The 24626-nt window shown below is 74.0% G+C and carries 15 protein-coding genes and 1 pseudogene; 9 read left to right on the forward strand and 7 right to left on the reverse strand.

All coding sequences use genetic code 11. The features are described 5' to 3' along the window. The 3 genes from L7D48_RS08230 to L7D48_RS08240 all read right to left on the reverse strand — a co-directional run. A partial coding sequence (locus tag L7D48_RS08230) for a DNA repair ATPase (protein WP_237878317.1) occupies window positions 1–4993 on the reverse strand: 4993 nt, incomplete at its 3' end. Window positions 4994–5161: 168 nt separating this feature from the next. Continuing rightward, the gene (locus L7D48_RS08235; RefSeq protein WP_237878305.1) at window positions 5162–7237 is read right to left on the reverse strand and encodes a flotillin family protein; all 2076 of its coding nucleotides are present in this window, start codon (window positions 7235–7237) and stop codon (window positions 5162–5164) included. A gap of 83 nt (window positions 7238–7320) precedes the next feature. Beyond that, the gene (locus L7D48_RS08240; protein WP_237878306.1) at window positions 7321–8001 is read right to left on the reverse strand and encodes an OB-fold-containig protein; all 681 of its coding nucleotides are present in this window, start codon (window positions 7999–8001) and stop codon (window positions 7321–7323) included. Window positions 8002–8213: 212 nt separating this feature from the next. Between L7D48_RS08240 and L7D48_RS08245 the strand changes: the two genes are divergently transcribed. Continuing rightward, on the forward strand, window positions 8214–8639 hold the full coding sequence (locus L7D48_RS08245) for a nitroreductase/quinone reductase family protein (protein WP_237878307.1): 426 nt from the start codon (window positions 8214–8216) through the stop codon (window positions 8637–8639). A 24-nt stretch (window positions 8640–8663) separates the two neighbouring features. On the opposite strand, the gene L7D48_RS08250 is transcribed toward L7D48_RS08245, so the two are convergent. Further along, window positions 8664–9770: a CdaR family transcriptional regulator gene (locus tag L7D48_RS08250; protein WP_237878308.1), complete on the reverse strand. Its 1107-nt coding sequence runs from the start codon at window positions 9768–9770 to the stop codon at window positions 8664–8666. A 397-nt stretch (window positions 9771–10167) separates the two neighbouring features. Between L7D48_RS08250 and nhaA the strand changes: the two genes are divergently transcribed. Continuing rightward, window positions 10168–11535, forward strand: a complete 1368-nt coding sequence (gene nhaA, locus L7D48_RS08255; RefSeq protein WP_237878309.1) for a Na+/H+ antiporter NhaA — start codon at window positions 10168–10170, stop codon at window positions 11533–11535. A 206-nt stretch (window positions 11536–11741) separates the two neighbouring features. Here the strand turns inward: nhaA and L7D48_RS08260 are convergent, their stop codons facing one another. Continuing rightward, a complete protein-coding gene (locus L7D48_RS08260) occupies window positions 11742–12683 on the reverse strand; it encodes a DUF4328 domain-containing protein (RefSeq protein WP_237878310.1) in 942 nt (313 codons plus the stop codon). A 165-nt stretch (window positions 12684–12848) separates the two neighbouring features. On the opposite strand from L7D48_RS08260, the pseudogene L7D48_RS08265 reads away from it, so the two are divergent. The 7 genes and pseudogenes from L7D48_RS08265 to L7D48_RS08295 form a co-directional block, all read left to right on the forward strand. Beyond that, window positions 12849–13106: pseudogene (locus tag L7D48_RS08265) on the forward strand (heavy-metal-associated domain-containing protein); the annotation flags it as partial. A 152-nt stretch (window positions 13107–13258) separates the two neighbouring features. Continuing rightward, window positions 13259–15472, forward strand: a complete 2214-nt coding sequence (locus tag L7D48_RS08270; RefSeq protein WP_237878318.1) for a heavy metal translocating P-type ATPase — start codon at window positions 13259–13261, stop codon at window positions 15470–15472. 285 nt (window positions 15473–15757) lie between these two features. After that, window positions 15758–15877: a keywimysin-related RiPP gene (locus tag L7D48_RS08275; RefSeq protein WP_206351258.1), complete on the forward strand. Its 120-nt coding sequence runs from the start codon at window positions 15758–15760 to the stop codon at window positions 15875–15877. 79 nt (window positions 15878–15956) lie between these two features. Further along, entirely contained in the window at window positions 15957–17792 is a 1836-nt protein-coding gene (locus L7D48_RS08280) for an asparagine synthase-related protein (protein ID WP_308312261.1), read from the forward strand. After that, window positions 17789–18040, forward strand: a complete 252-nt coding sequence (locus L7D48_RS08285; RefSeq protein WP_237878313.1) for a lasso peptide biosynthesis PqqD family chaperone — start codon at window positions 17789–17791, stop codon at window positions 18038–18040. Before L7D48_RS08280 ends, L7D48_RS08285 begins: the two co-directional genes overlap by 4 nt. After that, the gene (locus L7D48_RS08290) at window positions 18037–18585 is read left to right on the forward strand and encodes a lasso peptide biosynthesis B2 protein (RefSeq protein WP_237878314.1); all 549 of its coding nucleotides are present in this window, start codon (window positions 18037–18039) and stop codon (window positions 18583–18585) included. The genes L7D48_RS08285 and L7D48_RS08290 overlap by 4 nt, the downstream gene beginning before the upstream one ends. Next, window positions 18512–20407, forward strand: coding sequence for an ABC transporter ATP-binding protein (locus L7D48_RS08295; protein WP_374491683.1), 1896 nt, complete (start codon window positions 18512–18514; stop codon window positions 20405–20407). The genes L7D48_RS08290 and L7D48_RS08295 overlap by 74 nt, the downstream gene beginning before the upstream one ends. Before the next feature lie 486 nt (window positions 20408–20893). Here L7D48_RS08295 and L7D48_RS08300 read toward each other — a convergent pair whose 3' ends face one another. Both L7D48_RS08300 and L7D48_RS08305 read right to left on the reverse strand, forming a co-directional pair. Continuing rightward, window positions 20894–22198 (reverse strand): citrate synthase, encoded by a 1305-nt coding sequence (locus L7D48_RS08300; RefSeq protein ID WP_237878315.1) that lies wholly within the window; start codon window positions 22196–22198, stop codon window positions 20894–20896. Window positions 22199–22330: 132 nt separating this feature from the next. Then, window positions 22331–24553: an ATP-dependent RecD-like DNA helicase gene (locus L7D48_RS08305; RefSeq protein ID WP_237878316.1), complete on the reverse strand. Its 2223-nt coding sequence runs from the start codon at window positions 24551–24553 to the stop codon at window positions 22331–22333. Window positions 24554–24626: the final 73 nt, after the last annotated feature.

Consider the following 24626-nt stretch of genomic DNA (forward strand, 5'->3'; position numbering starts at 1 on the left):
TCCCCGGACCGGCCGCCACCGCACCGGCCGCCGGACCGGCCGCCGCCCCCGCCGCCGCGCCGGAGGCGTTGCGGGCCCGGAAGGCCTCCTTGACCTCGTGCCACCGCCGCCGCTGCTCCCGCGTCATACGGCCGCGCAGCTCGGCGAGTTTGAGCAGGTTCGCCTCGGCGTCCGCCGACAGCGTGCGGGCCTCGGCCGTGTAGTGGTCGTCGATCAGCGCCTCGACCTCCTCGTCCGTCATCACCGGCGCCAGGCGGCCGGCCAGCTTCCCCGTGTCGCGGTAGGAGCCCTGGAGGCGGAACGGCGGCTCGGTGCGGGCCGCCTCGTCGCCGGAGGCGGAGGCGATGTAGGCGGCGTTGACCGCCAGCACCGTGCGCCGCACCCGCAGCAGCCCGCGCAGCACGCCCAGCACCTGCTCCAGCTCGGCGGGCGCGTACGGGTGGGACAGGCGGTCGGGGCGTGCCGTCGGGTCGCCGTCGGCCAGCCGCACCAGCAGCTCGGTGTCGGCGCGCTCGCGCGAGGCCAGGGGCGCCAGCACCGGGTTGGCGGTGAGGGAGTTCTCGATGTGGCTGAAGGCGAACAGCTCCTCCCGGCCGGACAGGACGTCGCCCAGGTTCCACACGTCCGCGCGGTTGGCGAGCATGTCCGGGACGCGGAAGCGGGCACCGGACTCGGTGAAGGGGTTGCCCGTCATGCACACCGCGAACCGCTTGCCGCGCAGGTCGTAGGTGGCCGGCCGGCCGTCGGAGAACCGCACCCCGTCCAGGCGGCGCTGGGCGTCGCACAGCGGGATGAAGCGCTGGAGCAGCTCCGGCGAGGTGTGCTGGACGTCGTCGAGGTGGAGCAGGACGTCGCTGCCGGTCTCCAGCGCGAAGTTGATCTTCTCGACCTCGCGCCGCGCGGTGGCGTCCGGCGCGGCGGCCGGGTCCAGGGAGGTGGTGCGGTGGCCCAGCGCCGGGCCGTCGACGCGGACGAAGGCCAGGCCCAGACGGGCGGCGACGTACTCCATCAGCGTCGTCTTGCCGTAGCCGGGCGGGGAGAGCAGCAGGAGCAGGCCCTGGCTGTCGGTGCGGCGGTCCTCCCCCGCCGTGCCGAGCTGTTTGGCGAGGTTGTCGCCGATCAGCGGCAGGTAGACCTCGTCGATGAGGCGGTTGCGGACGAACGCGGGCAGCACGCGCGGCACGTACGCCTCCAGCCGCAGCCGCTCGCGCTCGGCGTCCAGCAGTTCGGCCCGGCGGCGGGTGTAGGCGCGGTGGGCCGGGACGCGGACGGCGCGGAACTCGTCGGTGCGGTCGAGGAACTCGTCCAGGCGCAGGGGCAGGGCGCCGCCGGAGATCCGCGGGTGGGTGCCCAGCAGCCCGGTGACGACGGTGGTCAGCGGCGCGTCGACGTCCCGGTGCTCCAGCTCCTCGCCGCACAGGACGACGGCGACGGCCTCGGGCAGGTCGGGGGACGGCGCGGCGCCGCCACCGGCACCCGGCCCGGCGTCCCGTCCGTCCTCGCTCCCTTCCCGGGCGGTGGCCTCGGCGTACGCGCCCAGCCAGGCCGTCGCGAGCTGGTGGCGGGCCGCCGGTGATCCCTGGTCGTCCGGCGACGAGCCGCCGAGCGCCCGCAGGTCCTCGGCGAACTCCTCGGCCGGGGCCGACCGGGCGCCGCCCAGCGAGGCGTGGAAACCGTCCAGCAGTGCGCGGGCGGCGGGGCCGACGGCGAACCGGCCGCCGCTGAAGGCCAGTTCCTCGGCCAGATACGCCCCCACCGCGGCCGGGCGCGGCGGTACCGGCAGTCCGGCACGTTCCAGGAAGTCCCGTGCCGCGCCGCCCAGTTCGTCGGCGAGCGGCTCCAGCGCACCGCGTGCGCCGAAGGCGGCGCGGGCCCGGGCCAGCGACTGGGCGCGTACCGTCCAGGCGGCGCGTGCCGCGCCGTCCGCGCCGTACGCCCAGAAAAGCTGCGCCGCGGCCCGCACTTCAGGGGTGAAGCGCAGCAGCCCGGCCCCGGCCCGCAGCCGCAGCGCCGCGGCGAGGATCACGGCGGCGTCATGATCGTGGACGCCCCGGTCGTACCCCTCGTCGTAGGCGGTCTCGGCCGCCCGGCGCACCAGCGGCAGCAGGCTCTCGGCGTCCGCTTCCCCCGCACCCGCGCCCGGCGCGGCCGCGTCGGGCGGCAGGTCCGCCAGCACACCGGCCGCCAGGTGCTCGGCGCGGTAGACGTGCGGTGACTCCGAGACCAGCGGCTGGTCCCAGAACTCGCGGGTGGCCGCGAACTCCGGGTCGCGCAGGGCGGCCCGGTAGCCGGTGCCGGAGACCGCGAAGGCCAGCCCGTCTCCGTGCGGGACCAGCGTCACCTCCAGCGGCCGGGTGCTCACCGCGAAGCGGTGGCGGCCCAGCCGCACGGTGCCGGCGCCCCCGCTCCCGTCCGCTTCGGCGCCCAGCTCGACGCGGTCGCGCAGGGCGCGGTCCGCCTCCTGCCGGGCCGCCGCCAGGGAGGCGGTCAGCTCCTCGGCGCGCGCGGTGTCGCCCAGGGAGCGCAGTTCCTCGACGGCGGCGCGGATCCGGGCGACCAGCGGATCGGCGGCGAAGTGGGCGGCCACCTCCTCGGCGGAGGCGAGGGAGGCGCAGCGGCGCGCGACGGTCTCCAGCACGCGCGCGGCGGACACCGCCAGGCGCTCGGCGCGCCGCGCGCGCTCGTCCAGCTGGGCCTGGCGGCGGGCGGCGAAGGTCTCGCGGATCTCCTCGCGCCGCTCGGCCAGACGGGCGAGGAAGTCCTCGTGGGCGCCGAAGCGGGATTCCAGGTCCTCCAGGCGCACCAGCAGCCGCCCGAGCTGCTCGTCGCACTCGTCCGGTGTGGCGGCGGCGGCCAGCGCACCGGTGACCGCCTGGCCCAGCAGGGCCGTCTCGGCGGCGAACTCCGCCCGCCCCTCGGCCTCCAGCAGTTCCCGGCGCCGCCCCTCCAGTACGGCACGGGCGCGGTTGACGGCGGCCGTGGCCTCCCCGATCCGCTCCAGCACGGCCGTGCGCACGGTGGCGTCGCCGACCTCCAGGGAGCCGATCACCTCGGTGACGGCGCCGAGTCCGTCGGCGTGGCCGGCGATCCGCTCGCCCAGCCGGTCGGCCTCGGCGGCCGTGGCGGCAAAGGCGGCGCGGTCGGCCAGTTCGGCCACGGCCGCGCCCACGCCGTCGAAGGCGTCCGCGCGGGAGAGGTCGGCCGCCGCCCGGCGGCCGGTGGCGGCCAGCGCCTCGTCAAGTTCCGCGCCGAGCGCGTCGATCCGGCCGGGGTCGGCGTGGCGCAGTTCGCGCAGGGTCTCCACCGCGCCCCGGGCACGGCGCAGTCCGGCCAGGAGGTCCACCCAGCCGGCCGCCTCCCCGGGGGTCTCGCCCCGGGCGCGGCGCACCAGCGCGGTGGTGCGCGCGGCCGTCTCCTCGACGGCCGCGGCGGCCCTCTCGCGCAGCTCGGCCACCCGCGCGTACTCGGCGACGGCCTGCTGCGCGGCCTCGCGCAGCGTCCGCAGCGGGGCGCCGAGTCCTTCCAGCTCCTCGGCCAGGCCGGGCGCGTCCAGCCAGTGGTGGCGGTCGGCGGCGCGGGCGCAGGCGGCGGTGACCGCCTCCAGGGCGGCCGCCGTGGGCAGGCCGCGGCCCGTGCCCCGCGCCGTCCAGCCGGTCACCCCCTCGGCCAGCCGTACGACGGACAGGCAGTCGGAGATGCCGCGCACCAGTTCGGCGTTGCCGACCCGGGCCAGCGGCCCGTCCCCGGCGGGGCCGGCGGCGCGGGGGTCGAGGGCGTACGGGGTGTTCCACAGCCGCACCGGGTGCGCGGAGGTCTCCTCCCCGCCGGGCGCCTGACCGAGCACGGCCAGGGTGCCGTCGTCGAAGAGGGCGTGGCCCAGGGCGGGGATCGGGGCGGCGGCCTCCTTGCGGATGAGGTTGTAGGGCAGCAGCAGGGAGCGGCCCCGGGCGGGGGCGTGGAAGACGTACAGCACGTCCTCGCCGTTGGGCGAGCGCACCTCCGCCTCGAACTCCATCCCCTCGGTGTCCGCCTCGAAGGTGCGGGCGGCCGAGCCGGCGGGGGCGTCGGCGAGGTAGCAGCCGCCGGGGAAGACGACGCCCTGGTCGTCGGGGAGGCGGCGGCACGCCTGCCCGATGCCGTCCAGCCGCAGCACCTCGCCGGTGCGGGTGTTGAAGACCAGATGGCGGTGGGCCGCCTCGTTGTACGGCAGCACGCGCAGCAGGACGAGCGGGCCGACGCGGGCGTGGGCGATCTCGGCGTCGGCCAGGGCCTGCAGGGGGTCCTCGACCGGCTCGCTGTGGACGCCCTCGGCGGTCTCGGTGTCGTTGGCGGTCTTGACGGTGAGGAGGCCGCCGACGGTCGAGACGTACAGCGTCCCGCCGTCGACCGCCACATGCGGGTGGCGTCCGGTGACGTGGTCCTCGCGGGCGGCCGGCGTCCAGACGACGTCCTGGGCGGAACCGGTGGAACCGGGCGCGCGGTCGAGGTGGTCGCGCTCGCCCTTGTCGTCGAGGTAGGCGACCGTGCCGCCGTCCTCGGCGCGCCAGCGCAGGACGCGGATGTCGGTGGCCCGCTCGCCGATGGAGAAGACGGCCAGCAGCAGCGGTCCGGTGCGGCGCAGCCGCAGCAGCCGGGCGTGCCGGTAGTAGCGGAACAGCTCCTCGACGTCGCGGTGGAGGCGCGGGTCGTCCAGCAGTCCGGGCACGGCGTCCGGGCCGGCGGGCTCGAAGGCGGGCGGGCCGCCGTCCCCCGTACGCAGGCGGTGGAGGGTGAGCACGTCGGCGACCGACTCCGGCCGCCCGTGCCCGGCGGGCGGGTTGGCGCCCAGCAGCAGCGCCCCGCCGACGGCCACCGCGTCGCACGGCACCCGGGGCCGCCCGGTCTCCAGCCGGGCGGCGCCCGCCAGTTCCAGTCCGGCGCCGCCGAAGGCCTCGACGCGGCGGTCGTTGAGGGCCCGTGCCCGGGCCGCGAGATCCGCCGCCGCGGCCGCCATCCGGTCCCGCAGCACCTCGTGGGCGCCCGCGTCCGGCCCCGTGCCCGGTCCCGTGCCCGGTCCCGTGTCCGATCCCGCGTCCGGCCGCACGTCCGGTGTCCGGCGTGCCTCGGTTGCCACGTGCCCTCAACTCCTCGCTCGATCGGCGTCCTTCATGGGGTGTGCGGGTCAGCGGCCCGCGGGTGCGCCGTTCGCGGCGGCGTGGGTGCGGGCCGCCGCCGCGTCCGCCGTACCGGCCGCCCCTCCCACCAGGGCCGACAGCGGCAGGTCGGCGACGCCCGAGCCGCGCACCGCCTCCAGCAGGGAGGCCAGCTTCGGGGCGTCGGGGCCGCCGCCCGCGGCCAGCCTCGCCAGCAGGCCGGCCAGGGTCACATCGCGCAGCCCCGAGGCGCCGAGCCCGGCGGCCGCGGCGGTCAGGTCGTGCGTGAACGTCGAGTTCTCCTTGTCCAGCCAGGGGCCCGCCATGGCCTGGACGGTCTCGCTGCGGTTGACGAAGCCGTCGACGCTGCGGCCGGCGGCGATGGAGCCCACCAGCTTGTCGAAGAAGACCGAGTCCCCTCCGACGATGTCGATGTTGGCGTTCTCCAGACCGGTGGCGATCAGGGTCGCCTGGGACTCGGCGATCTGCCGCTGGACGTCGATGCCCGCGATGCGGATCTCCTTCTCCGCCTCCAGCCGCAGGCGGTACTCCTCGTGCTCCCGGCCCGCCTCGTCCAGCCGGGCCATGGCGCCGGCCTTCTCGGTCAGCCCCTCGGCCTCGGCCTTCAGCTTCTCGCGCAGCCCGTCGGCCTGGGCCAGGGCGAGCTCGCGCTCGGCCTCGGCCTCGGCACGGCGGGTCTTGGCGATGGCGTCGGCCATCCGCTCCTGGACGTCGGCCTCGGCGAGTCCGGCCGCGGCGGCCTCCGCCTTGCGGCCCTCGGCCAGGCGTACGGCGGCGGCCGCGTCCATCTCGGCGGCCTTGCGGCGCGCCTCGGCCATCGTCAGTTCCTCGGCCGCCCGGTGCCCGGCGGCCTGCTCGGCGGCCTCGGCCGCCTTGATGTCCTTGACCAGCCGCTCCTGGGCCTGGGCCTCGGCGGCGATGATCAGCGCCTGGCGCTCGCGCTCGGCCTCCTCCACCGTGCGCAGCTTCTTGATCTCCTCCTCCTGCTGCGCGACGGTCTTCTCCACCGCGATCCGCTCGCGGATCACGTCGGCGATGTCCCGCTTCTCGGCCTCGACCTCCTTGTCGGCGGCGATCCGGCGCAGCTGGGTCTCGCGTTCGCGGGCGATGACCTCCAGCAGGCGGTCCTTCTCGATGCGCTCGTTCTCGATGGCCACGACCCGGTCTCGGTTGAGCTTGGCGACGGCGATCTCGCGCTCGCGGTTCTCGTTCTGGATGCCGAGGGCCTCCTCGGTCTTCAGGTGCGCGGTGTGGGCGCGCAGCCGCTCCTCGGCCTGGACGCGGGCGGTCTCGGCCTCCTCGCGGGCGCGCACGGTCTCTATCTCGCGCTGCTGGCGGATCTCGGCGTCGGCCTGGCGGCGCTCGAGTTCGAGGACGGCCTCGCGGGCCTCGACGTTCTGCCGGGTGATCTCCTTCTCCTCGCTGCGCTGGAACTCGTTGGTGCGCACGTGCTCGACGGCGGTCAGCTCGGTGATCTTGCGGATGCCCTGGGCGTCGAGGATGTTGTTCCCGTCGAGCTGCCTGAGCGGGGTCTGCTCCAGGTAGTCGATCGCCGCGTCCTCCAGGCTGTAGCCGTTGAGGTCGGTGCCGATGACGGCGATGATCCGGTCGCGGAACTCGTCGCGCTTGGTGTAGAGGTCGGCGAAGTCGAGCTGCTTGCCGACGGTCTTGAGCGCCTCGGAGAACTTGGCGTTGAACAGCTCCTGGAGGGTGGTCCGGTCGCTGGCCCGCTCGGTGCCGATGGCCTGGGCGACCTTGATGACGTCCTCGACGGTCTTGTTGACGCGGACGAAGAACGAGATGCGGATGTCGGCGCGGATGTTGTCCCGGCAGATCAGCCCCTCGCCGCCGGTGCGGGCGATCTCGATGGTCTTCACCGAGATGTCCATCACCTCGGCCCGGTGCAGCACGGGCAGCACCACGGTGCCGGTGAAGGTCACGTCGACCTTGCGCATCTTGGAGACGATCAGCGCCTTGCCCTGTTCGACCTTGCGGAACAGGCGGCTGACCACGATCAGCAGGGCGATGCCCATGAGCATGAGCACGGCGATGAGCACGCCGAGGCCCGTGGAGATGACGTCCATGGCGGTGGGTTCCTTGTGAGGTTGTGTGCTTGAGGTCTGGTGGACGGGCCCGCGGCGGGCCCGTGGGGGCTCGGCGCGGAGGTTCAGCGCGGCAGCCGGCCGGCGTCCGGGCCGGGGTCCAGTACGGGGTCGCAGGGCATGACGTGGAAGAAGCCGCCCTCCGGGTCGTAGTCGAAGACCAGCGCGGTGCTTCCGGCGGCCAGGCCCGCGGCGTCCTCGCCCCGGGCGCGCACCTGGACCAGATGGGCCGAACCGTCCTCGGCGGTGATCTCGGCCTGCCCGAAGCGGTGGCTGACGTGGCCGGTGCGGATGGTGCACACCCGGCCGACGAGGTCGCGGTGGCTGGTGCCCGTCTCGCGCGGCGCCAGCCGGGCCAGCGGACGGACCAGCAGCCGTGTCAGCCCCCACGCGGCGAGCAGCGCGGCCGGCAGGACCAGCAGGCGCGCCGGGGCGCCCCCGCCGGCCCGGTCGACCAGCGCCGCACCGCTCAGTGATGCGAACCAGGCAATCGAGATGAGGAGCGACAGGGAGACGGAAGCCGGTGCCCCGCCGAGTCCGGCCGCCGCGAGGACCGCCGCGGGGCCGGTACCGGGACCGGCTCCGGACTGGTCGCAGTGGCCGGCGTCGATGCTCTCACCCCCGTCGAGGGCATCGACGCCGACCGCTCCGACCAGCACCGTCAGCCAGTAGACGAGCACCACCACAAGTCCGAACCCGAACAGATTGGCGGGGAAGCTCATGGCCGTATGCACGAACTCGCTCATCGTTCCACCCCCGTACCGGTCGCGGCGTGACCTCATGCTGACACTCCGGAACCAGGGCGCACATTGCCAGGATCCGGCAATCTTTACGCCGTACTTACGTCCGGCAACCGGAGGGAACCATCGGTGTGATCGCCGCGGAACGCTCTCCTCCGGTGCCGCCCGGCGGCTAGCGTGATCGAACGGCGAAACGACCGATCCCCGGGAGAGAAACCATGGACATGGCGGCGTTCAACGCCCGTGTGATCGAGCGGTTCCGGGCCAACCGGGGCCGGGGCGGGATCGAGGGCGGCCTCGACGCCGGGAACCTGCTGCTGCTCACGCACACCGGCGCGCGGAGCGGGAAGCGCAGGACCACTCCGGTGATGTTCCTCCGACTGGGGGGCAGACTGTGCGTCATCGCCTCCAACGACGGAGCACCGCGCCACCCCGACTGGTACCGGAACCTGCTCGCCCACCCCGCCGTGACCGTCGAGATCGCGGACGAGGAGTTCCCCGCGACCGCCGTCGCCCACTCCTCCGGACCGGAACGGGACGAGCTGTTCGCGCAGGCCGTCCGGCAGCGGCCCTTCTTCGCCGAGCACCAGGAGCGCGCGGGGCGGACGATCCCGGTGGTCGAACTGCGGCGCACGGACTCCTGAGCCGCGCGCCGGACCACGGGAGCCCTACAGCGGCTTCTCCGGCCAGCCCAGCAGCCGGGCGCCCATCGCGGCGGTCTCCAGGGTGTAGCGCTGGAGGCCGTCGCCGGGGTCGTAGCCGGTCAGCTCCCGGATGCGCGCCAGCCGGTACGACAGGGTCCGCACGCTCACACCCAGCCGGCGGGCGGCCTCCGCGTTCACATAGCCCGCCGCCGAGCACACCGACAGGGTCTCCAGCAGCGGCGCGGCCCCGCCGCGGGCCTGGGTGAGCGGCCCCAGCACGGTGCGCACCAGATCGGCCATCGCCGCGCGGTCGCGCAGCAGCACGGGGAAGACCAGCATCTCCGCCGCGTTGAACCGGACCCCGTCCAGGCCGAGCCGGTCGGCGAGGTCCAGGGCCTCCAGCGCCTCCTCATAAGAGCGCACCACTCCACTGGGGCCGCTGTGGGAGCGGCCGAGCGCCACCCGCTCGGCCGCGGGGTACCCCGGGCCGGGGTCCTCGGCGAGCCGGGCGAAGGCCCGCAGCACGGACTTGTCGGCACTGGCGGCGATGCACACCAGCCGCCCGTCCTTGGTGGCGAGCAGCACGTCGCGCTCGCCGAATCGGCCCACCAGCTCGCGCTCGATGCGGCGCACGGTGGGGTGCACGTCGTCGTACTTCTCGGTACCCAGGGCCACCGCGACCGCGTGCGCGCGGGCCAGCCGCAGACCGAAGCGCTGGGCGCGCTCGGCCAGCCGGCCCAGGTCGCTGCGGCCGTAGAGCAGGTCGTCCACGAACTCGCGGCGCTCGGCCTCCTCCTGCCGCACCGCCAGCCGCTGGGCCCGCTCGTGCCCCTCACCCAGCGCGGCCACCGCGGCCTCCACCGCGGCCAGCAGGGCGTCGCCGGTGCGGGCCCGCTCCGCGGCCGTGGCCGACCGGGCGATGCCCGGCAGCGTGCCCCACAGCCGGCGGGTCTCGGCGAGATAGAGGCCGACCAGGTCGCGCAGGCCGTAGCCCTGCTCGGCGACCCGCTCGCCCGTCTCGCGGAAGACGTCCAGCTCGGCGCGGCGCGGCAGCCGGCCGGTCCGGGATATCTCGGCGAGCAGTTCCGCGTAGCCGCCGAGGAAGGAGTCGGGGAGCCTGCTGCGTCTCACCGGTGCCCCTCCCCCTTCGCCGTTTCGCGCTTCCGCTCGTCCCCGGCCGTACAGCCGGCCGGACCACCGGCACAGACTAAGGGAGGGACGGGGCCGCTGCGGCAGGGGTGGCGGCGTGCGCGGCGGGGAAGGATCACGTCCGGTCGCCGCGGCGGGGGGCGGTGTGATCACCGTCACCGGCGAAACCGGGGCGGCTGGGGGCATTCGCCGACATGGACGGGAAGTTGCCGGGCATTACCCGACGGTACCCGCGCAGTCGTGCACGGATCCGCTCTTGCGCGGAAACAGCAGGTTGTGGGTACGGTGGTATGACAATCAAGATCACAAATGGTGTGCCGGGAAGTCTGGTCGGCGACGTTGTCCACGTACCCCGAAACCGACCCCGGGAGGTCACTCCATGTCCAACGCCCCCAAAGAGCGCACCTCCCTCTTCGGGCTGCCGTCGTTCCAGGAGCGCCGGTTCCTGCTGGAGGCGCTGCGCACCGAGACCGTCGGCGGGATGCTGCTGCTGGCCGCCGCGGTGGTGGCGCTGGTGTGGGCGAACTCTCCCTGGGGGAGCCTGTACGAGTCGGTCCGCGACTTCCATTTCGGCATCCCCTCCCTCCACCTCGACCTGTCGGTGGGGCACTGGGCGTCGGACGGTCTGCTGACGATCTTCTTCTTCGTCGCCGGCATCGAGCTGAAGCGCGAACTGCTCCTCGGTGAGCTGCGGCGCCCGGCCGCCGCGGCCCTCCCGGTGGTCGCCGCCGTGTGCGGCATGGTGGTGCCGGCCCTCTTCTACGTCGCGGTCAACGCGGCGGGCGGCGGCCAGATGGACGGCTGGGCCATCCCCATGGCCACCGACATCGCCTTCGCCCTCGGCGTGCTCGCCGTGATCGGCACCAACCTGCCGTCGGGCATCCGGGCCTTCCTCCTCACCCTCGCCATCGTCGACGACCTCGGCGCGATCCTCGTCATCGCCGTCTTCTACACCTCCGCGCTGAACCTGCCCGCCCTGGGCGGCGCGCTGGCCGGTCTGGCGGTGTTCTGGTTCCTCCACCAGAAGCTGCGGGTGCGCGGCTGGTACGTGTACGTGCCGCTGGGCATCGTCATCTGGGCGCTGATGCACGCCAGCGGGGTGCACGCCACCATCGCCGGCGTGGCGATGGGCATGCTGCTGCGGGTGGTCCCGACCAAGGGCAGCGAGGGCTGGCCCACCGAGAAGGAGTCCCCGGCCGAGCACATCGAGCACCTGGTGCGGCCGCTGTCCGCGGGCTTCGCGGTGCCGGTGTTCGCCCTCTTCGCCGCGGGCGTCAGCGTCTCCGGCGACGCTCTGGGCGAGACGTTCAGCCGGCCCGAGGCGCTGGGCGTGATGCTCGGCCTGTTCGCGGGCAAGCTCCTCGGCGTCTTCGGCGGTACCTATCTGGCCGCCCGCTTCACCCGCGCCCAGCTCAGCAAGGATCTGGAGTGGGCGGACGTGGTGGGCGTCGCGCTGCTCTCCGGCATCGGCTTCACCGTCTCGCTGCTGGTGGGCGAGCTGGCCTTCGCCGACAACGCGGAGACCGGCGAGTACGTCAAGGCCGCCGTCCTGATCGGCTCGCTGGCCGCCGCGGTGGCCGCCGCCGTCTTCCTCAAGTTCCGCGACGCCCGCTACAAGCGGCTGTGGGAGGAGGAGAACCGGGACGAGGACCACGACGGCATTCCGGACGTCTACGAGCGGCCGCGGGGCGCGGTCGCCGAGGGGTCCGCCGGCCGGGCCGACCGCGAGGTCGGCCGCGAGGGCTGACGGCGCCCTCCCCGGCTCCTCCCGGCTTCCGGCGCCCGCAAGCCGCCGGCTTCCGCGTCACAACGGCCGCGCCCGCCCACCGGCGGGCGCGGCCCCCTTTCGTTTCCCGTTCTTCCGTCCCTCCCCGCCGCCCGGGGCGCCCTCCAGCGGCACCGGCGGGGCGGGCCGGGCAGGCAGGGGCGGGCCGGGCAGGCAGGGTGGGCGGATCAGACCGGAGCCGCGGCGAGGGCCGCGCGGTGCTGCTGGAGGGTGTGCTGCATGGCGGTGATCCTGCGGACGACGAGGATCGCCAGCACGGCGGCGAGGATGTCGACCCCGTCGGCGAAGAGGTAGAAGGAGACGGCGCTCTCGATCTCCTCGACGCTCCAGGCGTCCTCGTACCCCTCGGCGGCGATCCCGCCGATCACACAGGTGAGCAGCCACAGCAGCCACCAGCAGTTGAGCAATCCGCCGGGAAGGCGCTCGCGGACCGTGCCGTCCGGCCCCGGCGGGGTGCTGGCGTCCCAGATGTCGTTGGCGATCTTCTTGGGGAACCAGAGGTTGACCACGGGCACGAACCATCCGCCGACCGCCCAGCCCGCCCCCATCCGCTGGCTCGCGGCGTCGAACGTCTGCGCGTTGAGCCGGGAGCGGTGGAACCACATCAGGAACGGGATGCCCGCCGCCACCAGCGCGGCGAGCTGGACCACACCGGCGGCGGAGTACAGCGACTCCGCGCTCTCCAGGGCCCCGCCGGAGCCGTACCACGACGACTGCGCCTCCTGCTTCAGGAGCCCGGCGAACCGGGACCCGGCGAGGATCGCGAACAGGTCCGAGGCCACGACCACCCCAAGCAGCGCGACCGTGACGGTCGCCAGGGTCCGGGTGGACTGCCAGCGCAGATACGGCGACTCCCCCTGCTCCCGGCGGACGCGCTCCACCGTCCGCAGCTCCTCGTCGGACAGCACCCACCAGGGCTGCCCCGCGGGCCCGCCCTTCTCGGCGGGTACGGCCTTCTCGGTCGGCGCTGCGGGTGCGGCCGGCGCTGCGGGGGCGGCGGAGAGCGGCGCGGTGTCGCCGCACGCCGGGCACCGGTTCCCGGCCGCCTCGTCCCGTCCGTCCCCGCCCGCTCTCCCGTCTCCGCCGCCCTCGCACTCCGCGCACGCCATGCCTTCGCCCCCTGCCCCTCGGTGATCGTCCGCCGCACCCTACCGGCCCCGCGGGACGGCCGGCCCGCGGTTTTCCGGGGGAACCCGGAGGAACCGAGCCGGATCCATTTGGTTAATACCCCCTAGGGGTATAAAGTCGAGAGCGTCGGAACACCGCCCGGCCGTCCGGGCGCCTCCGCGCACCGATCCGAGGGAGCAGAATCCATGAGCACCGTCACCACCACCTACAAGGTCACCGGCATGACCTGCGGCCACTGCGAGGGCGCCGTCAACAGCGAGGTCTCCGAGATCGACGGCGTCACCGAGGTGAAGGCCGTGGCCTCGACCGGCCTGGTGACCGTCACCTCCACCCGCGAACTGGACGACGAGGCCGTACGAGCCGCCGTCGACGAGGCGGGCTACGAGCTCGCCGGCCGGGCCTGACCGCCCGCAGCCACCCCACCCCCGCGGACCGTGCGGGCCGCGCACCCGCGCCGCCCGTACGGTCCGGCCCCTGCCAGGGAGACAGCGTGACCACCACCACGACATCCGGCACGCAGGCGCCCGCCGACGAGGTCGAACTCGCCATCGGCGGCATGACCTGCGCCTCCTGCGCCGCCCGTGTCGAGAAGAAGCTCAACCGGATGGACGGCGTGACCGCCACGGTCAACTTCGCCACCGAGAAGGCGCGCGTCAGCTACGCCCCCGGCGTGAGCGTCGACGATCTGATCGCCACCGTCGAGAAGACCGGCTACACCGCCCAGCCGCCCCCGCCGCCCACTCCCGCGCGGCCGGAGGGCGGGACGCAGGCAGGGGCCGACGAGGGGGAGAGCGGGAGCGGGCGCGAACTGGCCTCGCTGCGGCAGCGCTTCCTGGTCTCCCTGGCCCTGTCGGTGCCGGTCGTGCTGCTGTCGATGGTCCCGGCCCTCCAGTTCGACAACTGGCAGTGGCTGTCGCTGACCCTGGCCGCGCCGGTCGTGGTGTGGGGCGCGCTGCCCTTCCACCGCGCGGCGTGGACGAACGCCCGGCACGGCGCGGCCACCATGGACACCCTGGTCTCGGTGGGCACGACCGCCGCCCTGGGCTGGTCGCTGTGGGCGCTGTTCCTCGGCGACGCCGGCATGCCGGGGATGCGGCACGGCTTCGAGCTGACCGTCTCCCGCTCCGACGCCTCCTCCGCCCTGTATCTGGAGGTCGCGGCCGGGGTGACGACGTTCATCCTGCTCGGCCGCTACCTGGAGGCGCGCTCCAAGCGGAGCGCGGGCGCGGCGCTACGAGCCCTGCTGGAGCTGGGCGCCAAGGAGGTCACCGTCCTGCGCGGCGGGCGCGAGGTGCTCGTCCCCGTCGCCGAACTGGCCGTCGGGGACCGTTTCCTGGTCCGCCCCGGCGAGAAGATCGCCACCGACGGCACCGTGGTCGAGGGTTCCTCGGCCGTGAACGCCTCGATGCTGACCGGCGAGTCGGTGCCGGTGGACGTCTCGGCCGGTGACACGGTCACCGGCGCCACCGTCAACACCTCCGGCCGGCTGGTCGTCGAGGCCACCCGCGTCGGCTCCGACACCCAGCTCGCCCGGATGGCCAGGCTGGTCGAGGACGCCCAGAACGGCAAGGCCGAGGTGCAGCGGCTGGCCGACCGGGTCTCGGCCGTCTTCGTGCCGGTGGTGCTGCTGATCTCGCTGGGCACCCTGGGCTTCTGGCTCGGCACCGGCGGGGGGCCGGCCGCGGCCTTCACCGCGGCCGTCGCCGTCCTGATCATCGCCTGCCCCTGCGCCCTGGGCCTGGCCACCCCCACCGCCCTGATGGTCGGCACCGGCCGCGGCGCCCAGCTCGGCATCCTCATCAAGGGCCCCGAGGTCCTGGAGACCACCCGGCGCGTGGACACCGTCGTCCTGGACAAGACCGGCACCGTCACCACCGGCCGGATGGAGCTGCGGGACGTCGTCGCCGCCGGGGGCGAGGACGAGGAGGAGGTACTGCGCCTGGCCGGCGCCCTGGAGCACGCATCCGAGCACCCCGTCGCCCGGGCGATCGCGGCCGGGGCCGCCGAACGCGTCGGCGCCCTGCCCCCGGTGGAGCGCTTCGAGAACGCCGCCGGGCTCGGCGTCCGGGGCACCGTCGAGGGCCGCGAGGTGGCCGTGGGCCGGGAGCGGCTGCTGGCGGAGAGCGCCCTGGTGCTCCCCGCGGAGCTGGCCGGGGCACGGGCCGCCGCGGAGGCGGAGGGCCGCACCGCGGTCGCCGTCGCCTGGGACGGGAAGGTGCGGGGGCTGCTGGCGGTGGCCGACGCCGTCAAGCCCACCAGCGCCGAGGCCATCACCCGGCTGCGCGCCCTCGGCCTCACCCCCGTCCTGCTCACCGGCGACAACCGGGCGGTGGCCGAATCCGTCGCCCGCGAGGTCGGCATCGACGAGGTGATCGCCGAGGTCATGCCCCAGGACAAGGTGGACACCGTCAAACGCCTCCAGAACGAGGGCCGCTCCGTGGCCATGGTCGGCGACGGCGTCAACGACGCGGCCGCCCTCGCCCAGGCCGACCTCGGCCTGGCCATGGGCACCGGCACCGACGCCGCCATCGAGGCCGGCGACCTCACCCTCGTCCGCGGCGACCTGCGCGCCGCCGCCGACGCCATCCGCCTGGCCCGCCGCACCCTGGCCACCATCAAGGGCAACCTGTTCTGGGCCTTCGGCTACAACGTCGCCGCCCTGCCACTGGCCGCGGCCGGGCTGCTCAACCCGATGATCGCGGGAGCGGCGATGGCCTTCTCCTCGGTCTTCGTCGTCACCAACAGCCTCCGGCTGCGCGCCTTCCGCTGACCGGTCCCGGTCGTTCCCCCCTCCCCGTCCATGCCGTCGGCCGGGCTCGGTTCCGAGCCCGGCCGACGGCATGAACAGACGGCCGATCATATGAGCGCCAAGTAGTTTCTTTGGCAAATCAGAGAGTCCGCCAGCCGCCGAGGATGGCGCAAAAGTGTGTTGCGGACCCGCTGGACTCGCTGTGAATGTGATCCCGTCCGTCACTCCAGCAACAGACCGCACACTGCGTGTGAGCGTTCGCACCAGTACACGGCTGTTCTGTCGACAGAGGAGAGTGCGCACGACATGAAGCAGAAGAAGACCTATGTGAAGCCCGCCCTCTTCGAGCAGGGGGGCTTCCGCGAGAGGACCGCCGGCTACTTCGTCGGGAAGTACTGGGAGTACTTCTCCCGCCGGTTCGTCTGACCGCCCCGTGGTGAAGAAGATGCCCGGTCACCTGCGTGACTTCTTCGCGGTCCTCCCGGACACGGCCGAAGGACAGGCCGTGGCCGGGCGTCTTCGCCCGGCCCTCCCGGCGGGGGCGGCGGGCACGGGGACCGTCCGCCACCCCTCGGGGCGCCCCTGGATCGTCTTCCGCCTCCCCTTCCGGCAGGTCAGCCAGGCCACGCGCGGCGGCGACTCCCTCGTGCTGATCGGCCCGAACCGCGTTCCCGAGGCCGACCTCCACGGCGTCCTCGGCCCGGCCCGCGACACCGCCGACCTCCACCGCCGGCTGGCCCGGCTGCCCGGCACCCACCACGTCGTCTCCCGGATGGGGGACGAGGTCTGCGTGCGGGGCACGGCGTCCGGGCACCGGCGCGTCTACCACGCCCGGTGCGGCGGCGGACGTGTCGCCTCCGACCGGCCCGCCCTCCTGGCCCACCTCACCGGGGCGGGGATCGACGACGGCGCGCTCGCCCTGCGCCTGCTGGACTTCGTACCGCACCCGCTGCGGCACCGCCCCCTGTGGCACGGCCTGGAGGAGGTCGACCCGGCGTACGCGCTCAGCCTGCGCGACGGCCCCGGCGGCCCCCGCCACACCGTGTGGCGCTGGTGGCGTCCCCCCGAGCCGGAACTCCGCGCGGAGCGGGGCGCCCCCCTCCTGGCCGCCGCGCTCGCCGGCTCCGTCCGCGCCCACCTGGACGGGCACACCCGGATCAGCTGCGAACTCTCCGGCGGGCTGGACTCCACCTCCGTCGTCTTCCTCGCCCGGCAGGCGCCGGGCGAGCGGGAGACGGCACTGCTGACCGTCGCCGCGCGGGACGGCCACTCGGAGGACGAGACATGGGCCCGCCGGGGAGCCGAGGACGCCCGCCGCGGCGCCGGCCGGACGGTCGAGCACCACATCGTCCCGGCCGACGACGCCCCGCTGTTCTACGCGGACCTGCGGGGCAACGCCGGGGAGCTGCTGGACGAACCCCTTCCCGTCGCCTCCGCCCGGGCGAGGGCCTACCTGCTGCTCAGCCGCGCCGCCGCCACCGGCTCCCGCTACCACCTCACCGGCTACGGCGGCGACGAACTCTTCAACGGCCTGCCCGCGGCATGCCTGGACCTGCTCCCGGGCAGCCCGCTGAAGGCGTGGAACCGCATCGGCGCGCTGCGGCACCAGTACGGCCGGCCCCTGTGGCCCACTCTGCGCGGCCTGCTGGCACGCCCCTCGTACGCCTCCTGGCTGGCCGGCGCCGTCACCCGCGAGCCGCCCGACGACCGCGGCCCGCTGCTGGGCTGGGGGCCCCGGCAGTCGCTGCCGCCCTGGCTCACCGGCGAGGCCGGGGCTCTGATCCTCGACGAGTTCCGCTCGGCGGCCGGGCACGCCGAGCCGCTGAGCCCCCGCCCCGGACGGCACGCGGACCTCGACACCCTCCGGGTCGGCGCCCGCGGCTTCCAGGCGCTGGAGGACGTGGGCGTCACCGCCGGCCTGCCGGTGGCCGCGCCGTTCTACGACGACCGGGTGATCGAGGCCGTCCTCGCCGTCCGTGTCGAGGACCGTGTCGTCCCCTGGCGGTACAAGCCGCTGCTGGTGGAGGCGGTGCGCGAGGTGGTGCCCGCCCGTCTGCTGGCCCGGACCACCAAGGACCACATGTCGGCCGACCATGTGCGCGGGCTGCGCGAGCACTCCGCCGGGTTCCGCGCGCTGTGGGACGGTTCCCTGCTGGCCCGGCGCGGCCTCGTGGACGCCGCCCGGCTGGAGCGGCTGGCCGACGACCCGTACTCCCCCGTCCTCCAGCGGTACCCGGTCGACGCCACGGTCTCCTGCGAGACCTGGCTGCGGACGGCCGAGGACGCCTGGCCGGCCGGGGAGGAACACCGCGATCCCGACAGGAGCGAGGCGATCTCGTGAAGCTCAGACAGGGTGTGGCCATGACCACCACCGAGTACGGCGCCGTACTGCTCGACGAACGCAGCGGCGCTTACTGGCAGTTGAACGAGTGCGGCGCCATCGTGGTGGACGCGCTCGCCCAGGGGCGGGGCCGGGAGGCCGCCGTCGAGCGGCTGCTGGAAGAGTACGACGTCGGCCGTGCCGAGGCCGAGGCGGACGTCGCGGAGCTGACCGGCCGGCTGGTCGAGGCGGAGCTCCTCGCGCCGTGACCACCGAGATGACCATGCCCCGCCGCGGATCCGGCTCCGGCGGCGTCCGGGTGCGCACGGCCGTCGCCGCGGCCCTGGTGCTGAGCCGGCTGCGTCCGGGGCGGCTGCGCCGGGTGCTGGCCCGGGTCAGCCGCGGCGCCCGCCCCGCCGGGTACGAGGAGACCCTGCGCGTGTACGAGGCCGTGGTCGCCTCCAGCCGCAGATGCGCCGGCTGGTACGGCTGCCTGCCGCGCTCCATCGCCATCGCCCTGGTCTGCCGGATGTCGGGGGTGTGGCCCGACTGGTGCGCGGGGGTGCGCAGCGCGCCGCCCTTCTCCGCGCACGCCTGGGTGCGGGCCGGTGGCAGGGCGGTCGGGGAGCAGGAGCCGGACGGTCTGCGGCCCCTGATGACGGTGACGGTGGGCGGGGAGGACGGCGGTGACTCAGGCGAAGGCCCCGGTGGACCCGGCGGCGGAGCCGGCGGATCGGGGCGTGGAGCCTCCGGCGGCGGACCGGTCGGCGGCGGTGGCCCCGGCGGATCCGGAGGAGACTCCGAAGGGGACTGAGGAGCGGGAGCCGGCCGGTGGCCCCTCCCCGCTGCGGCTGCTCCTGGAGCAGGTCCGGCCGCACCGGCGGGCACTGGTCGGCGGAGGGCTGCTGTCCCTGCTCGGCTCCGGCGCGGACCTCGCCATGCCGCTGATGGCCAAGCACGCCGTGGACGCCTTCGCGGACGGGCGCTCACCCGTCCGGCCGCTGCTCGTCCTCACGCTCGTCGTGCTCCTCGGGGCCTTCCTCGCGGCGGCCGGCGGGTATCTGATGGCACGCGCCGGCGAGGCCGCCGTCCTGCGGGCCCGGCGGCGGCTCGTCGGCCGGATGCTGCGGCTGCGGGTCGCGGCCGTCGACCGGCTCACCCCCGGCGATCTGCTCTCCCGCGCCACCGGCGACACCTCGCTGCTTCGCACCGTGCTCTCCCGCAACGTCGCCGACACGGTCACCGGGGCGCTGGTCCTGCTGGGCACCGTCGTCCTGATGGCGGTCGTGGACCTCGTCCTCCTCGGGGTCACCCTCCTCGCCGTGCTCCTCTCCCTGGGCCTGCTCGCCCTGCTCATGCCGAGGATCCAGCGGGCGCAGCACCAGGCGCAGGAGGCCGTCGGCGCGATGGGCTCGGCGCTGGACCGCGCGCTGCAGGCGTTCCGCACCGTCAAGGCCGGCGGGGCCGAGGACCGCGAGACCGCGGCCGTCGCCGAGGCGGCGCGGCGGGCCCACGACCGCGGTGTGGCGGTGGCCTGGTGGAACTCGGTGTCCGACGTCACGACCTCCGTGGCGATGCAGTTCGCCTTCCTCGTCGTCCTGGGGGTCGGCGGCGCCAGGGCCGTCTCCGGAGCGATGGAGATCTCCTCGCTGATCGCCTTCCTGCTCTACCTCTTCACCCTGATGGGCCCCCTCGGCCGGCTCACCGACGGCTGGAGCGGCCTGAACAGCGGACTGGCCGCGGTGCGGCGCATCCGGGAGATCGAGGAGCTGCCGAGTGAGTCCCCGGACGACGGGGCGCCTGCGAAGGAGGCGTCTTCGAAGGGGACGCATGCGAAGGGGACTCGCGCGAAGGGTGCGCCGCTCGGCGTGGCGTTCGAGGACGTGGTCTTCGGCTACGGCGACGGGCGGGCCCCGGCTCACCGGGGGGTGACCTTCGAGGTGCCCGCCGGCGGTCTGACGGCGCTCGTGGGCCCCTCCGGCGCCGGGAAGTCGACGGTGTTCGCGCTGCTGGAGCGCTTCTACGAGCACGACGCGGGCACCGTCTCCGTCGGCGGGCGCGACATCCGCCGCTGGCCGCTGGCCGAGCTGCGGTCGGCGATCGCCTATGTCGAGCAGGACGCGCCCGTACTGGCCGGAACCCTGCGGGAGAACCTGCTGCTGGCCGCTCCGGACGCCGCCGAGGAGGAGGTGCGGCGCGCGGTGTCGCGCACCCGACTCGACGGCCTCCTCCAGCGGCTGCCCGGCGGCCTGGACGCGCAGGTCGGCCACCGGGGGGTGACGCTGTCGGGCGGCGAGCGCCAGCGGATCGCCATCGCCCGGGCGCTGCTGCGCAGGCCCCGGCTGCTGCTGCTCGACGAGGTGACCTCTCAGCTCGACGCGGTCAACGAGGAGGCGCTGCGCGAGGTCGTCATGGAGCTCGCCGCCGAGACCACCGTCCTGGCCATCGCGCACCGGCTCTCCACGGTGGTGCGGGCCGACCGCATCGTGGTCATGGAGGAGGGCCGGGTGCGCGCGGTGGGCAGCCACGCCGATCTGCTGCGCTCGGACTCGCTGTACGCCGGGCTCGCCGCCACACAGCTCGTGGCGGGCCGCGCCCTCACCCGGGCTCCGGAGGGCTCCCCCGGCTGCCCGTAGGCGCCGCGGCGCCGCACGGCGGGGCTTCTCACGGCTCCCACGGCACGCACGGCAAGGGCCCTCCGCACGCAGAAGCGCCCCGAGCGACGAGTCCCCCCACGGGCCCGTCGACGGGGCGCCTCCTTTTCCCGGTCATGGACTCCCCCCACGGGATCCTGGCCGGGTGTCTGCCGGGCGGTGTACGGGCGAGAGGGCCGCTCAAGCTCCCCCGAGGCACACCGCCTGCGCGGACCACCGTCCTCGTCCCCCACAGACGAACACGGCGGGCGGCGGCGGCTCCGCCGGAGTACCGACGCCACCCCATAAGACACACGAGTCCGCCGAATGGTTACCCCCCTTTATGTGTGACCTGCGTCACTCTTCTTCACGGCTCCTCCACCGCTCCGCCGCGCCGGGAACACACCGCGGGCCCCGTTCCGCACCCGCGGGGTGCGGAACGGGGCCCGTGGGGCCGCAGCAGGCGGCCCTAGGCGGCCGTACGCCCGTTCAGCGCTGCTCCACCGGGACGTAGTCGCGCTCGACCACGCCGGTGTAGATCTGGCGCGGACGGCCGATGCGGGAGCCCGGCTCCTTGATCATCTCGTGCCACTGGGCGATCCAGCCGGGAAGGCGGCCGAGCGCGAACAGCACGGTGAACATGGTGGTCGGGAAGCCCATGGCCCGGTAGATCAGACCGGTGTAGAAGTCGACGTTCGGGTAGAGGTTGCGCTCGACGAAGTAGTCGTCGGCCAGCGCGTGCTCCTCCAGCTTCAGCGCGATGTCCAGCAGCTCGTCGGACTTGCCGAGCGCGGAGAGGACGTCGTGCGCCGCCGCCTTGATGATCTTCGCCCGGGGGTCGAAGCTCTTGTAGACGCGGTGGCCGAAGCCCATCAGCCGGACGCCGTCCTCCTTGTTCTTCACCCGGCGGATGAAGGAGTCGACGTCACCACCCTCGGCCTTGATGCGCTCCAGCATCTCCAGCACCGACTGGTTGGCGCCGCCGTGCAGGGGGCCCCACAGCGCGCTGATCCCGGCGGAGATGGAGGCGAACATGTTCGCCTGGGAGGAGCCGACCAGGCGCACGGTGGAGGTCGAGCAGTTCTGCTCGTGGTCCGCGTGCAGGATGAGCAGCTTGTCCAGGGCGTTGCTGACGACCGGGTCGAGCTCGTACTCCTCGGCCGGGACCGAGAAGGTCATGCGCAGGAAGTTCTCGACGTAGCCCAGGTCGTTGCGCGGGTAGACCACCGGGTGGCCCACCGACTTCTTGTACGCGTACGCCGCGATGGTGGGCAGCTTGGCGAGCAGCCGGATGGTGGACAGGTGCCGCTGCTGCTCGTCGAAGGGGTTGTGGCTGTCCTGGTAGAAGGTGGACAGCGCGCTCACCACCGAGGAGAGCATCGCCATCGGGTGGGCGTCCCGCGGGAAGCCGTCGTAGAACCGTTTGACGTCCTCGTGGAGCAGGGTGTGCTGGGTGATCTCGTTGCGGAAGCCGGCCAGCTGGTCGACCGTGGGGAGCTCTCCGTTGATCAGCAGGTACGCCGTCTCGAGGAACGTGCCGTGCTCGGCGAGCTGCTCGATCGGATACCCGCGGTAGCGGAGGATGCCCTTCTCGCCGTCGAGAAAGGTGATCGCCGACTTGTACGCGGCGGTGTTGCCGTAACCGGAGTCCAGGGTCACCAGACCGGTCTGGGCGCGCAGCTTGGAGATGTCGAAACCACTGTCACCGACAGTGCTGCCGACCAGCGGGAAGCTGTACTCGCCGTCCCCGTACCGCAGTACTACTGCGCCATCGCTTTCACGGTGTTCGCTCACGTCATCCCTCACCGACGTAGTGCCTCATCTTCGAGTGCCCTGTCCTCGTCCCACTGTCTCCCATTCGGTGCTGTGCGGTGCACTCGGGGTCGGTCAGCAGGCCCGCGGGTGGCACGGAGTGCCTCCGGAAAGTTACGCGGGGTGTGGCGTGCCGCGCAATCGGTGGTCCAGTGCGGTGCAGCGCCGCCCCGCGGATACCGTCCGCACGGCCTGGCCCAGGGCCCTGCGCGACCCCACCAGTACCACCAGGCGCTTGGCCCTCGTCACGGCCGTGTAGAGCAGGTTGCGCTGGAGCATCATCCAGGCTCCGGTGGTGACCGGTACGACCACCGCCGGGTACTCACTGCCCTGGGAGCGGTGGATGGTCACCGCGTAGGCGTGCGCGAGTTCGTCCAGCTCGTCGAAGTCGTAGCCCACCTCCTCGTCCTCGTCTGTGCGCACCGTCAGGCGCTGCTCCTCCGTGCTCAGGGCGGTGACCACGCCCACCGTGCCGTTGAAGATCCCGTTGGCCCCCTTGTCGTAGTTGTTGCGAATCTGAGTGACCTTGTCGCCCACCCTGAAAACCCGTCCGCCGAATCGCTTTTCGGGCAGATCGGGCCGGCCGGGGGTGATGGCCTGCTGGAGCAGTCCGTTGAGCGTGCCCGCGCCGGCCGGACCCCGGTGCATCGGCGCCAGCACCTGCACGTCGCGGCGCGGGTCGAGGCCGAACTTCGCCGGGATGCGCCGGGCCGCCACGTCGACGGTGAGCCGGCCGGCCTCCTCGGTGTCGTCCTCCACGAAGAGGAAGAAGTCCGACAGCCCCTGGGTGATGGGCGGAACCCCGGAGTTGATGCGGTGGGCGTTGGTGACCACGCCCGACTGCTGGGCCTGCCGGAAGATCCGCGTCAGCCGCACCGCCGGGATCGGGCTGCCCTCGGCGAGCAGGTCGCGCAGCACCTCGCCCGCCCCCACCGACGGCAGCTGGTCCACGTCCCCCACCAGCAGCAGATGGGCTCCCGGCGCCACCGCCTTGATCAGCTTGTTGGCCAGCAGCAGATCCAGCATGGACGCCTCGTCGACGACCACCAGATCGGCGTCCAGCGGCCGCTCCCGGTCGTAGGCGGCGTCCCCGCCGGGCTTGAGCTCCAGCAGCCGGTGGACGGTGGATGCCTCCGCACCCGTCAGCTCCGACAGCCGCTTGGCCGCCCGGCCGGTGGGCGCGGCCAGCACCACCTTCGCCCGCTTGGCCCGCGCCAGCTCCACCACCGACCGCACGGTGAAGGACTTGCCGCAGCCGGGCCCGCCGGTGAGCACCGCCACCTTCTGTGTCAGCGCCAGCTTCACCGCCTCCCGCTGCTCGGGGGCCAGCTCGGCCCCGGTGCGCTTCGCCAGCCAGGACAGGGCCGCCTCCCAGTCGACGTCCCGGAAGGCCGGGATGCGGTCCTCCTCGGTGCGCAGCAGGCGCAGCAGCTGGGCCGACAGGGACAGCTCGGCGCGGTGGAAGGGCACCAGGTAGACCGCCGAGACCCGCTGCTCGGGGTGCTCCGGGTCGGGGACCTGCTCGCGCACCACCCCCTCCTCCTCGCCCGCCAGCTCGCCCAGGCAGTCGATGACCAGGCCGGTGTCCACCTGGAGGAGCTTGACGGTGTCGGCGATCAGCCGCTCCTCCGGCAGGTAGCAGTGCCCCTGGTCGGCCGACTGCGACAGCGCGTACTGCAGCCCGGCCTTCACCCGGTCGGGGCTGTCGTGCGGGATGCCGACGGCCTGCGCGATGCGGTCGGCGGTCAGGAAGCCGATGCCCCACACGTCGGCGGCCAGCCGGTAGGGCTGGTTGCGCACCACCGAGATCGAGGCGTCGCCGTACTTCTTGTAGATGCGCACCGCGATCGAGGTGGACACCCCCACCCCCTGGAGGAAGACCATCACCTCCTTGATCGCCTTCTGCTCCTCCCACGCCGCGCCGATCAGCTTCGTCCGCTTCGGGCCGAGGCCGGGCACCTCGATCAGCCGCTCCGGCTCGTTCTCGATGACCTCCAGGGTCTCCAGCCCGAAGTGGTCCACGATCCGCTCGGCGATCTTCGGGCCGATGCCCTTGATCAGGCCGGAGCCCAGATAGCGCCGGATGCCCTGGACGGTGGCCGGCAGGACCGTCGTGTAGTTCTCCACGGTGAACTGGCGGCCGTACTGCGGGTGCGAGCCCCAGCGGCCCTCCATCCGCAGCGACTCCCCCACCTGCGCGCCGAGCAGCGAGCCGACGACCGTGAGCAGCTCGCCGCCGCGCCCGGTGTCGACCCGGGCGACCGTGTAGCCGTTTTCCTCGTTGGCGTAGGTGATGCGCTCGAGGACGGCCTCGAGGACGGCGGGTTGGAACGACATGTCACAGACCGTAACGCCGGGGACCGACAACCGGAATCCCGGCCGTGGGGGCGGGGGCGGTGCGGGACGGTGC

It is taken from the genome of Streptomyces sp. ICN903 (genome assembly GCF_022015835.1).
Lineage (GTDB): Bacteria > Actinomycetota > Actinomycetes > Streptomycetales > Streptomycetaceae > Streptomyces > Streptomyces fenghuangensis.

Excerpts from the sequence above, each read along its gene's own strand:
- L7D48_RS08240 (WP_237878306.1), bottom strand. The coding sequence starts at position 8,001 with ATGAGCGAGTTCGTGCATACGGCCATGAGCTTCCCCGCCAATCTGTTC.
- L7D48_RS08245 (WP_237878307.1), top strand. The coding sequence starts at position 8,214 with ATGGACATGGCGGCGTTCAACGCCCGTGTGATCGAGCGGTTCCGGGCC.
- L7D48_RS08260 (WP_237878310.1), bottom strand. The coding sequence starts at position 12,683 with ATGGCGTGCGCGGAGTGCGAGGGCGGCGGAGACGGGAGAGCGGGCGGG.
- L7D48_RS08305 (WP_237878316.1), bottom strand. The coding sequence starts at position 24,553 with ATGTCGTTCCAACCCGCCGTCCTCGAGGCCGTCCTCGAGCGCATCACC.
- nhaA (WP_237878309.1), top strand. The coding sequence starts at position 10,168 with ATGTCCAACGCCCCCAAAGAGCGCACCTCCCTCTTCGGGCTGCCGTCG.
- L7D48_RS08270 (WP_237878318.1), top strand. The coding sequence starts at position 13,259 with ATGACCTGCGCCTCCTGCGCCGCCCGTGTCGAGAAGAAGCTCAACCGG.
- L7D48_RS08235 (WP_237878305.1), bottom strand. The coding sequence starts at position 7,237 with ATGGACGTCATCTCCACGGGCCTCGGCGTGCTCATCGCCGTGCTCATG.
- L7D48_RS08275 (WP_206351258.1), top strand. The coding sequence starts at position 15,758 with ATGAAGCAGAAGAAGACCTATGTGAAGCCCGCCCTCTTCGAGCAGGGG.